Annotated in this window: 4 protein-coding genes and 2 pseudogenes; 1 reads left to right on the forward strand and 5 read right to left on the reverse strand. The window is 74.5% G+C overall.

The features are described from left to right. A partial coding sequence (locus ABZ641_RS14765; protein WP_359981952.1) for a hypothetical protein occupies positions 1–372 on the reverse strand: 372 nt, incomplete at its 3' end. 780 nt (positions 373–1,152) lie between these two features. On the opposite strand from ABZ641_RS14765, the pseudogene ABZ641_RS14770 reads away from it, so the two are divergent. Beyond that, a pseudogene (locus ABZ641_RS14770) lies at positions 1,153–2,166 on the forward strand (helix-turn-helix domain-containing protein); the annotation flags it as partial. 195 nt (positions 2,167–2,361) lie between these two features. Here ABZ641_RS14770 and typA read toward each other — a convergent pair. From typA to ABZ641_RS14790, 4 genes and pseudogenes are all read right to left on the reverse strand, one after another. Beyond that, positions 2,362–4,245: pseudogene (typA, locus tag ABZ641_RS14775) on the reverse strand (translational GTPase TypA); the annotation flags it as partial. 244 nt (positions 4,246–4,489) lie between these two features. Then, positions 4,490–6,238 (reverse strand): ABC transporter family substrate-binding protein, encoded by a 1,749-nt coding sequence (locus tag ABZ641_RS14780; RefSeq protein ID WP_359981955.1) that lies wholly within the window; start codon positions 6,236–6,238, stop codon positions 4,490–4,492. Positions 6,239–6,371: 133 nt separating this feature from the next. Next, complete coding sequence (locus ABZ641_RS14785) at positions 6,372–8,774, reverse strand: SpoIIE family protein phosphatase (protein ID WP_344625787.1); 2,403 nt, start codon at positions 8,772–8,774, stop codon at positions 6,372–6,374. Between the two features lie 639 nt (positions 8,775–9,413). After that, a partial coding sequence (locus ABZ641_RS14790; RefSeq protein ID WP_359981958.1) for a SpoIIE family protein phosphatase occupies positions 9,414–12,025 on the reverse strand: 2,612 nt, incomplete at its 5' end.

The following is a 12,025-nucleotide window of genomic DNA, read 5'->3' on the forward strand; positions in this document are numbered from 1 at the left end:
CCGTCCCCGCGGGGCCGCGGGGACGGCCGCCCCGTCCGCCGCCGGTGCGCCGCCGGGCTCACGCACCATCACCGCCTGGCCCAGCGAGGCCTCGCAGCCGTGCGCGCTCAGGTCGAGGCTCCCGTACGGGTCCTCCAGGCAGAGCCGTGCCGTCCGCCACCGCCGGAGCACGCCGAGCAACTCCTGCTGCAGTGCCGCGGGTTCGTCGTGGGGGCGGGTGACGACGAACCGGTGGACCTCGGCCTCGCCGTCGCAGCGGACCGCGGTGAACCACGGGGTGCGGACGGACTCCCAGCCGTGCACCCGGGCCTGGGCCAGCCAGAAGCCGGCGGCGTTGTCGTTGGCCAGTTCGAGCCGGCTGCGCGTGTCCATGGGGCGACCCTAGCCGCCGGCCGTGTCCCCCGGCGGGGGCTGTCCAGCCCTGCGCAGAAGGGCTCGCACCGGCGCACGGGCGCGTCCTGTGCGCCCCGTTTCGTACCGCCTGTTTTCGGCCAATTTCGATGCGGTGCCCGGGTGTTGGCCAAAGCCGCAGCCCAGGGCCGCCGGTGGGGCCGGCGGGTCCCCGGGTGCCCGGGATCGGTCGTGCGACAACCAGCCAGCGTTGCGCCCGCCCCCTTCCCAGAGGGGTCGACGGGTGCCACGCTTCGTGATCGAATGCATCACGCCAAATTGCCATGTCGACATAGCGTCGGATGGTGAACTTGTCACAACAGCAACGGTCCACCCACTAGATTCGATCTTGGCGGGCAGTGCCGCACCACCACACCACACCACCGAGGGGGCTGGAACGCCTTGAGCAGGGTGAGCAGGAGCGACGCGGGTCCTGACGGCGGTCAGCCGCCGACCGGCCTCCCGGGCCGGTCCGCCAGAGCTGACGGGTCGGCAGCCCGCGCCGCCGCCCCGGGGCGCGCACCCTCCCCGCTCACCGGTTCGCCGCTGCCCGGCCAGGTCGGCCCGCACGGCGGCATCCCGTCCGGCAGCACCGTCCTGACGTCCGGTCACCTCTCCCCCTCGGCCGGCTCGCCATCCGCCTCCGCACCGCACCAGCCGCAGGGCGCCGGTCATCCGCCGCACGGTCAGTTCGGCTCCGGCCACCCGCACTTCGCCGGCGGACCGGCCGACGGTGGCCCGGGCGGGCACGCCGGCCCGGCCGTGCTGTCCGCGCTGCACCACCCCGCCCCCGCCCGCAAGCTGTCCGGCCGCAGGCGCCGGGAGACGGTGGCCGTCCTGATCTTCGGCGGCGCGCCGATCTTCGAGAGCTCGATCCCGCTCTCGGTGTTCGGCGTGGACCGGCAGGACGCCGGGGTGCCCCGCTACCGGCTGCTGGTCTGCGCCGGCGAGGAGGGACCGCTCGCCACCACCGGCGGGCTGACCCTGACCGCCCCCTACGGCCTGGAGGCGCTGTCGCGGGCCGGCACCATCGTCGTCCCGGCCTGGCGCTCGATCTCCCAGCCGCCGCCGGTCGAGGCGATCGCCGCCCTGCGCAAGGCCCACCACGAGGGGGCCCGCATCATCGGCCTCTGCACGGGCGCCTTCGTGCTGGCCGCGGCCGGCCTGCTGGACGGCCGCCCGGCGACCACCCACTGGATGTACGCGCCGACGCTGGCCAAGCGCTACCCGCGGGTCCACGTCGACCCGCGCGAGCTGTTCGTGGACGACGGCGACGTGCTCACCTCGGCCGGCACGGCGGCCGGCATCGACCTCTGCCTGCACGTGGTGCGCACCGACCACGGCGCCGAGGCGGCCAACGCGCTGGCCCGCCGCCTGGTGGTGCCGAACCGGCGCAGCGGCGGCGGACAGGCCCAGTACATCGACCAGTCTTTACCCGAGGAGATCGGCAACGACCCGCTGGCCGAGGTGGTCACCTGGGCGCTGGAGAACCTCAACCAGCAGTTCGACGTCGAGGTGCTGGCGGCCCGCGCCTACATGAGCCGGCGCACCTTCGACCGGCGGTTCCGCACGCTCACCGGCAGCGCCCCGCTGCAGTGGCTGATCACCCAGCGGGTGCTGCAGGCGCAGCGGCTGCTGGAGACCTCGGACCTCTCGGTGGACGACGTCGCCCGGCGCTGCGGCTTCCGCTCGCCGGTGGCGCTGCGCGGGCACTTCCGCCGCCAGCTGGGCGTCTCCCCCGCCGCGTACCGGACGAGCTACCGCGCCCGGCGGCCCGCTCCGGCGCAGGCCCCGGCCGGCGTGCCCGTGCAGGGCGGCCCGGTCGACCGGCTCGGCGGCGGCGGCGCGCCGCACCCGGGCGCAGCGGTGGGCCACGGCCCGCACGGCGGTCATCCGCAGGCGGGCCAGCTGCCGGGCGTTCCGGGCCAGGCGCTGCCGGGCGGCCCTTCCGCGATGACCGGCGCGGTGCCGGGCGGTGCGGCCGCGCTCCTTCTGGTCCAGGACGACCTTGCGGATGCGCACGGTCTCCGGGGTCACCTCGATGCACTCGTCCTCGCGGCAGAACTCCAGCGACTGCTCCAGCGAGAGCTTGCGCGGCGGGACGATCGACTCGGTCACGTCGGCGGTCGAGGACCGCATGTTGGTGAGCTTCTTCTCCTTGGTGATGTTCACGTCCATGTCGTCGGAGCGCGAGTTCTCGCCGACGATCATGCCCTCGTACACCTCGGTGCCGGGGTCGGTGAACAGCACGCCGCGCTCCTGCAGGTTGGTCATCGCGAAGGCGGTGACCACACCGGCCCGGTCGGCGACCAGGGAGCCGTTGTTGCGGGTCGTCAGGGCGCCGAACCACGGCTCGTAGCCCTCGTGGATCGAGTGCGCGATGCCGGTGCCGCGGGTGTTGGTGAGGAACTCCGTCCGGAAGCCGATCAGGCCGCGGGACGGCACCACGAACTCCATGCGGACCCAGCCCGAGCCGTGGTTGGACATGTTGTCCATCCGGCCCTTGCGGATGCCCATGAGCTGGGTGACGGCACCCATGTGCTCCTCGGGCACGTCCACGGTAAGGCGCTCGACCGGCTCGTGGGTCTTGCCGTTGACCTCGCGGGTGACCACCTGCGGCTTGCCGACGGTCAGCTCGAAGCCCTCGCGGCGCATGGTCTCGATCAGGATGGCCAGCGCCAGCTCACCACGGCCCTGCACCTCCCAGGCGTCCGGGCGCTCGGTGTCCAGCACGCGCAGCGACACGTTGCCGATGAGCTCGCGGTCCAGGCGGTCCTTCACCTGGCGGGCGGTGACCTTGCGGTCGACCTTGGCGCCGGACTTGGCGTCCGCGCCCTTGCCGGAGCCGCCCTTGCCGACCAGCGGCGAGGTGTTGGTGCCGATGGTCATCGAGATGGCCGGCTCGTCCACCGTGATCAGCGGCAGGGCGATCGGGTTCTCGGTGTCGGCCAGGGTCTCGCCGATCATGATGTCGGAGATGCCTGCGACGGCGCAGATGTCGCCCGGGCCCGCCACCTCGGCCGGCTTGCGGGTGAGCGCCTCGGTCATCAGCAGCTCGGAGATGCGGACGTTCTGGATCGAGCCGTCGCGCTTGATCCAGGCCACCGTCTGGCCCTTGCGCAGCTCGCCCTGCTCGACGCGGAGCAGCGCGATGCGGCCGAGGAAGTTGTCGGCGTCCAGGTTGGTGACGTGCGCCTGCAACGGGGCGGCGTCGTCGTAGACCGGCGCCGGGACGTGCTCCAGGATGGTGGAGAAGAACGGCTCCAGGCTGGTGGAGTCGGCCGGGACGGTGCCGTTCTCCGGCTTGGTCAGCGAGGCGACGCCGTCACGGGCGCAGGCGTAGACGATCGGGAACTCGATCTGGTCCTCGTCCGCGTCCAGGTCCAGGAACAGGTCGTAGGTCTCGTTGATGACCTCGTCGATCCGGGCGTCCGGACGGTCGGTCTTGTTGATGCAGAGGATGACGGGCAGCCGCGCGGTGAGCGCCTTGCGGAGCACGAAGCGGGTCTGCGGCAGCGGGCCCTCGGAGGCGTCGACCAGCAGGACGACCGCGTCCACCATCGACAGACCGCGCTCGACCTCGCCGCCGAAGTCGGCGTGGCCCGGGGTGTCGATGATGTTGATGGTGATCGGCGCGCCACCGTCCTTGGGGTGGTACTTGACCGCGGTGTTCTTCGCGAGAATGGTGATGCCCTTCTCGCGCTCCAGGTCGTTGGAGTCCATCATGCGGTCGTCGAGCTGCTGGTGGGCGGCGAAGGCGCCGGCCTGCTTCAGCATGGCGTCGACCAGCGTGGTCTTGCCGTGGTCGACGTGGGCGACGATGGCGACGTTACGGATGTCGTTGCGCGTGGGCATGCGGAGCGGAATCTCCCGGTTCGTGGGTTTCGGCGCCCGGCTGCGTGACGCCGACTTGCGATCCCTGTCGATCGCGGCCGCCCGTTCCCGCCTGCTACTACCGGTCCACCCGCCGGGCACACCATGCCACGGCTCCTCCTATGGTACGGGGATTCGTGTCAAGGGCCGAAACGGCCGGTGGCACCGGGTGCAAGATCACATCGCGCCGCGGGACCGGCCGTACCCGTCCGATGCCCCGCGCCGGTCACTCCTGCCGGAAGCCGACGTCCTGGTACCGCGGGGTGGTGAAGCCGTACGCGCCGGCGCCGGCCACCCCGTTGCGGACGGCCACCAGGTCGGGGCGGCGGTAGAGCGGGACGACGTCGGCGAGCTGCCACAGCCGGGCGTCGGCCTGCTGGAGCAGGCCCTGCCGGGCGGCCGGGTCGAGTTCGCCGGCGGCGCGGTCCAGCAGCCGGTCGATCTCCGCGGTGCCGCCGCGGCCGTAGTTGCGGCCGACCACCGGCAGACCGTCCGGGCCGGGCCGCGGCTTGGCGTACAGCGGCCGGGTGTCGGAGGGGTAGGCGCTGGCCGGCCAGGAGAACAGCGCGAGGTCGAAGTCGCCCTTGGCGAGGTGGTCGGTGACGAAGGTGTCCACCGGGACGGGCTCGGCGGCGACCGCGATCCCGGCCGCGGCGAGGTCGGCGGTCAACGCGTCGGCGGTGCGGCGGGCGGTGGTGGAGCCGTCCGGGATGAGCAGGGTCAGGGCGAGCTTCTTGCCGTCCTTGCTGCGGGTGCCGTCCGAGGAGGTCCAGCCCGCCCGGTCGAGCAGGGTGCCGGCGGCGGCCGTGCCGAGCGCCCCGCTGTTGTCGTGGTAGCCGTCCTGCCCGGCCACCAGCAGGTGGTTGCCGAGCGGGACGGCGCCGAGCCCGAGCGGGCCGAGCGCGGCGGTGGCGGTCTTCTGCCGGTCGACGGCGCGCGCGACGGCCTGCCGGACGGTGGTGTCGGCCAGCGGACCGCGGGCGGTGTTCAGGGTGAGCTGGGTGAAGGCCGCGGCCGGCGCCCGGTGCAGGGTGAGGCCGGGCAGCGTCTCGGCCCGGTGCAGGGCGTGCGCGGAGGCCTCGACCATGGCGGCGGCGTCCGGCGGCGCGGCGGCCGTGGTGCCCTCCGGGACGGCCCGGTCGACGGAGGCGGTGACGGCGGCGATGTCGAGCTCGTCCTTGGCCAGCGCGTCCAGGCGGCCGGCGGCGGGGACGGCCAGGAAGTCGATCTCCTGGGCCTTCGCCGGGTCGCCCCACCAGCGGGGGTTGCGGGTCAGCACGGCGCGGCCGGCGCCCTTGTCCCAGCCGGTCAGCACGAACGGCCCGGCCGAGGTCCGGAAGCCGCCGTCGAGCGGCTGGTTGAAGGCGTCCGCGGTGGCCGTCCGGGCCGCCGGGTACAGCGGGGAGAAGAGCGAGCGCCAGTCCGCGTACGGCTGCTTGAAGACCACCTTCACCTCGTGCGGACCGCTGCCCTGCTCGACGGAGGCGATCGCGTCGTAGCCGGCCGGGCGGTCGCTGCGGAAGGCCGGGTCGGCGCCGGACAGCGCCTTCCACTGGGCGGTGAAGTCGGCGGCCGACAGCGGCGAGCCGTCGCTCCACACCGCGGCGGGGTTGAGCCGGTAGGTGACGGTCTGCGGGCTGCGGCCGGCCGGGGTGGACTCGGCGCCGGCCAGGTAGTCCGGGTCCAGGGTGGCGCGGCCGCGGTCGTCCAGCCGGAACAGGCCGGGCAGCAGGGCGCGGGCGATCAGCTCGGAGTCGGCGTCCGCCGCGGGCTGGTAGACGTTCAGGGTGGCCGGGACGGCGTCGACCGCCCAGCGCACGGTGCCGCCGTCGCGGGTGTGCGCGCGGTCCGCGGCGGTGACGTCGGAGGCGGCGGGGCCGTCCGGGGAGCCGCCCGTGCAGCCGGCGAGGCCGGCGGCCAGACAGAGGGCGGCGGCCGCGGCGGCGGCCCGGTCGGCGGCTCGGCTGGCGCGCATGCGCTCCTCCGTCGGGGTGTGGCCGGCCCGAGGAATCCGGGAATGCCCCAACGAAAGGCCATCGGCCGCGCCCGCCCGCAACGACACGGCGCCCGGGCGGACAGATCCACCCGGGCGGCGTAGGCCCTCGGGATCAGAGTGCCAGTTCGAACCAGACGATCTTGCCGTTGGGGGTGCGGCGGCTGCCCCAGCGTTCGGCCAGCAGGCTGACCAGTTGCAGGCCGCGCCCGCCCTCGTCGGTCTCCTGGGCCCGGCGCTGCCGGGGCTGCGCGTAGCCGTCGTCCCAGACCTCGCAGAGCACCGTGCGGTCCCGCATCAGCCGTAGCCGGATCTCGCCGCGGCCGTGCCGCAGCGCGTTGGTGACCAGCTCGCTGACCAGCAGCTCGGTGGTGTCGACCAGCTCGTCGAGGCCGCGGTTGATCAGCCAGTCGCAGGACCGCTCGCGGGCCCGGCCGACCGAGGTCGGCTCGGCGGGCAGCTTCCAGTCGCCGACCGAGCCCTCCGGCAGGGCCTGGACCTTGGCCATCAGCAGGGCGATGTCGTCCTCGCCGTGGTGCGGGATCAGTTCGTCGAGCACCTCGTCGCAGAGCTGCTCCAGGTGCTTGGAGCCGTGGGTGAGCGCGGCCCGGAAGGCCCGCAGGCCCTCGTCCAGCTGGTGCTTGCGGGACTCCACCAGGCCGTCGGTGTAGAGGCCGAGCACCGCGCCGTCGGGCAGCGTGATGGTGACCTCCTCGAAGGGCTCGCCGCCGACGCCGAGCGGCAGGCCGGGCGGCACGTCGAGCATCCGGGCCGGCTCGCCGGGGCTGAGCAGCGCGGGCGGCAGGTGGCCGGCGCTGGCGAAGGTGCAGCGCTGGGTGACGGCGTCGTACACGGCGTAGACGCAGGTCGCGAGGTAGACCTCGACGCTGCCCTCGCCGGAGGTGCCGCCGGGGTCGTCGTCGCCGAGGCCGCGGGCGATCTCGTCGAGGGCGCCGAGCACCTCCGCCGGGTCGAGGTCGAGCATGGCGAGGGTGCGCACCGCGGTGCGCAGCTGGCCCATGGCGACGGCGGCCCGCAGGCCGCGGCCCATGACGTCGCCGATGACCAGGGCGGTGCGGCTGCCGGGCAGCGGGATCACGTCGAACCAGTCGCCGCCGACCTCGGTGTTGTTGTTGCTGGGCAGGTAGCGGCGGGCGATCTCCAGGCCGGTGGCCGCCGGGTTGCCCGGGGGCAGCAGGCTGCGCTGGAGGATCAGCGCGCGCTCGTGCTCGCGCCGGTAGAGCCGGGCGTTGTCGACGCAGACGGCGGCGCGGGCGACGAGTTCCTCGGCGATGGCGACGTCCCGCGCGTCGAAGGGCTCGGAGCCGATCGCCCGGGAGAGCTGGACGAGGCCGAGCACCTGGTCGCGGGCGACCAGCGGGACGACCAGGGTGGAGCGCAGCAGCGGGTCGGGGCCGGGCTGCGGGACGACGCTGCGGCCGGTGCGCAGGGCGCGGGCGTGCGGGGAGCGCGGCGGGTAGCAGAGGGTGCCGCCGGCCTCGGCGACCGGGACGGCGCCCAGGCCCTCTCCGAGCACCGAGGAGGCGCCGCCGACGACGCTGGAGACGGCGACGCGGCGCAGTTCGCCGGAGCCGTCGAGCAGGCCGGGGCCGCCGGAGAGCGGGCCGGAGTCGCCGGAGAGGAGCGCGGTGTAGAGGTCGACGGTGGCGAGGTCGCAGAACTGCGGGACGATCACGTCCAGGAGTTCCTTGGCGGTGGTCTCCAGGTCGAGGGTGGACCCGATGTGGGTGCTGGCCTCGTTGAGCAGGGCGAGGCTGCGGCGGACGCCGGCGGCCTCGCGTTCGGCGACGTGCCGGCTGGTGACGTCCTGCACCTGGCCGGCCACGCCGAGCGGGGCGCCGCCGGGGCCGTTCAGCCGGAACAGGGCGGCGGACCAGCGGCGGCGGCCGTCGCGGGTGCCGGCGGCGGGGACGCCGCCGGCGAAGCGCAGGTCGAGGATCGGCTCGCCGCCGGCCAGCACCTTGCGCAGGGCGACCTGCAGCCGCTCGGCCTCGCCGGGGGCGAAGAGCTCGGCGGGGGCGAGGCCGGGGAGGTCCTCGGGGTCGCGGCCGACGCAGGCGGCGAAGGCCGGGTTGACCCGTTGCAGGCGCAGGTCGGGGCCGAAGAGGAAGAAGCCGGTCGGGGTCTGGCCGAAGACCGCCTCGGAGGCGGCGAGGCCGTCCTCGACGGTGCGCAGCCGGCCGACGTCGACGGCGAGACAGGTGGCGCCGGCGGTGGGGCCGCTGTCGACGGGCATCAGGTAGAGCTCGGCCAGTCCTTCGCCGCCCGCGGTGTCGCGGTAGGGGGTGGTGCCCGTCCACTCCTCGCCGGCGAGGACGCGTTCGAGGCGGGCGCGGCCGCGCTGCCAGTGCTCGCGGGGGACGAGGGTGGTGATCGGGTCGGCGCCGAGGGCGTCGCCGGCGGGTACGCCGAAGAACTCGGCGGCGCGGCCGCTCCAGTGGCTGATCCGGCCGTCGGGGCCGATCGCGAAGGTGGCGACCCGCAGGTAGCCGTAGATCGAGCCGGGTTCGCCGGGGCCGCGACCGCCGGCGTCGCCGCGCGGGGAGACGCCCTCGTCGTCGGGTGCGCCGGGCTGTCCGGGCACGGCGGCATGACCGCTGCTGCTCGGCGCCTGCGGCGCCGGAATGCTGTTCAACGGACCGACCCCTCCAACCAGTGCCCATCCGGATGTCGAGAAGACCGAGTATTCATCATCCGGGTGCGAGCGCACACGCCCCCGAGCATCACAACATCGAATCGGGGGAGGCCCGCGCGGTGCTCCTTACCCGGCCGTCGCTGTTCGAACCGGCCTGGCCTGCACGGATCGGGCGGTTCGGTCAAGAGCCGGGTCGGACATGGCTGCGTCGTGCACGGATCTGGCAGGATCGATCTGCCGTGTGTCTCGAAAACGCCTACGGATTCGGGCATTTCATCACATGACACATCATCAGCGCCAGCCCGCCGGAACAGCCGTCCCGCCGTGTTCCCCCGCAGGTCGCGCGGCGGTCGCGGGGGTGTCGCCCGGGGGCCGGGGGAACCGCGCGGAGCGGACGCCGAAGTCGGAAAAGTCAGACTTTATGGGTCCGCCTGCCGGACGCCGTCGCCACCGTCCGCACCGGTGCGCCTGCGCCGCGCACGGCGACCGCGGGCGACCGTCCTACTCCTCCGAGTAGTCGCCCTCGGGGTCGTCCGGGGAGAGCTCGAACCAGACGACCTTGCCCATGCCCTCGGCCCGGGCGCCCCAGCGCAGCGCGAGGCGGCGGACGAGCTCCAGGCCGCGGCCGCCCTCGTCGGCCTCGGCGGCGTGCCGCTCGCGGGGCGGGTCGGGCAGCGGGTCGCTGATCTCCACCAGCAGCATCTCGCCGAGGGTGAGGCGGACGCCGATCGGTGCGCTGGCGTACCGGACGGAGTTGGTGACCAGCTCGCTGACCAGCAGTTCGGCGGTGTCGGTGAGGTGCTCGGCACCCCACTCGGCGAGGGTGCCGCGGACGAGGCGGCGGGCCCGGGAGACGGCGGTCGGCTCGGCGGGCAGCGTCCAGCCGGCCGTCGGGGTGCCGGCCTCGCCGTGGCTGAGCCGGGCGAGCAGCAGGGCCACGTCGTCGGGCTCGCGGCCCTGTTCCATGGTGTCGAGCACGGCCTCGCAGGCCTGCTCGATGGAGGCGTAGGGCTGTTCCAGCACGCTGATCAGCCGGCCGAGGCCGACGTCGAGGTCCTTGTCCCGGGACTCCACCAGGCCGTCGGTGCACAGGGCGAGCAGGGTGCCCTCGGCCACGTCCAGCTCGACCGATTCGAAGGGCACGCCGCCGACGCCGAGCGGGGCGCCGGAGGGCAGGTCGAGGACCTGGCCGACACCGCCGGGCAGCGGGCCGCCGGCGGCCGGGGCGGGGCCGTCGCCGTCCTTGGGCACCACCAGGACGGGCGGGATGTGGCCGGCCTTGGTGACGGTCAGCCGCCGCCGGACGGGATCGAAGACCGCGTACACGCAGGTGGCGAGGAGCGCCTCGTCGGGGCCCTGGGCGAGGTCGTCGGCCAGCTCGTGGACGTGCCGCAGCAGGATCTCCGGCGGCAGGTCGAGGGCGGCCAGCACGCGGACGGCGGTGCGCAGCCGGCCCATGGTGGCGGCGGCCCGCAGGCCGTGGCCCATGACGTCGCCGACCACCAGGGCGGTGCGGTCGCCGGGCAGCGGGATCACGTCGAACCAGTCGCCGCCGACCTCGGTGCCGCTGCTGCCGGGGACGTAGCGGTAGCCGACCTCGACGCCGGTGGGCTGCGGGACCTGCTGGGGCAGCAGGGTGCGCTGCAGGGTGAGGGCGGCGGTCCGCTCGCGGGCGTAGAGGCGGGCGTTGTCCAGCGAGCTGCCGGCCCGGTCGGCGAGTTCGACGGCGAAGGCCAGGTCGTCGCGGTCGAAGCCCTCCCGGTAGCCGGCCCGGCTGACCACCAGCAGGCCGATGACGATGCCGCGGGCGCGCAGCGGGACGACCAGCCGGGAGTGCACGCCGAGCTCGTGGGCGGCCTGCGCCTTCGGGTCGCCGGGGTAGCTGAGGTCCTCGGACTCCTCCTTGCCGCTGAGCAGCTCGGGGATGCCGGTGCGCAGCACCCGGCCGAAGGTGGACTCCTCGGTGAAGGTGATCCGGGCGCCGCGGCGGAGCATCACCTCGACCTCCGGGCCGTCCTGGACGGAGGCGGTGCCGAGCTGCAGCAGGGAGGTGCGGCGGTCGTGGCCGTGCCGGGGCAGGTCGTCGCCGTGCGCGACGGCCTGCAGCAGGATGACGGCGGAGTAGTCGGCGAGCCGGGGCACCACGGCGCCGGCGAGCTCCTGGGCGATCCGGGAGGCGTCGAGGAGGTCGCCGATCCGGGAGCCGAACTCGTTCAGCAGGGAGAGCCGGCGGCGGGCGTGCTCGACCTTGGAGACGGCCCGGTAGCGCTCGGTGACGTCCATGACGGTGCCGGAGATGCCGAGCACCCGGCCGGCCCGGTCGGTCATCCGGCTGTAGGAGATCGAGCGGAAGCCGGAGCGGGCGGTGACCGGTGCGGCGAGGGTGACGTCGATGACCGGCTCGCCGGTGGCGAGGACCTGCCGCTGGATGGCGGTGATCTCGTCGGCGGCCCGCTCGGGGAGGGTCTCGCCGGTGGTGCGGCCGACGTGGTCCTCCATCGGGACGCCGTTCATCTCGGCGAGGGTGCTGTTGACGGCGGTGTAGCGCAGCTCGGTGTCGAGGACGGCGATGCCGAGCGGGGACTGCTCGAAGAGCGCGTCGCGGACGGCGAGGTCGCGTTCGACGGCGGCGACGGTGCGGGCGTCTGCGAGCGCCACCTGGAGGAAGGGCGTGCCGTCGCCGTCGACGAGCAGTGAGATCCGCACCTCGACGGGGACGTTCACGCCGTCCCGGTCGGAGAGCCGGGTGATGCCGTGCCAGCTGCCGATCCGCAGCGTCTCCTCGATGGCCAGCCTGGCCTGGCCGATCAGCTCGGGGTCGTCGATCAGCTGGTCGATCCGGCGGCCGACCAGGAGCTCGCTGGGCCAGCCGAGCATGTCCTCGGCGGCGGGGCTCCAGAGCACCACCCGGCCGGAGGTGTCGAGGATCGCGATGGCCACCTTGACGACGTCGAAGAGGCTGCCGCGGGCCGGCTCGGCGACCTTGGCGCCGGCGGCGGGGGTGCCGGGGAACGGCAGGATCGGGCGGCCGCGGGGCGAGGCGTTGGGCGGGATGTCGCGGGGCTGCGGTCCGGGCCGGGCCTGCTCGGCGGGACGGGTGCGGCCGCCGCGGC

Origin of the sequence: Kitasatospora sp. NPDC007106, assembly GCF_040634455.1 — a bacterium.
Lineage (GTDB): Bacteria > Actinomycetota > Actinomycetes > Streptomycetales > Streptomycetaceae > Kitasatospora > Kitasatospora arboriphila.

Excerpts from the sequence above, each read along its gene's own strand:
- ABZ641_RS14780 (WP_359981955.1), bottom strand. The coding sequence starts at position 6,238 with ATGCGCGCCAGCCGAGCCGCCGACCGGGCCGCCGCCGCGGCCGCCGCC.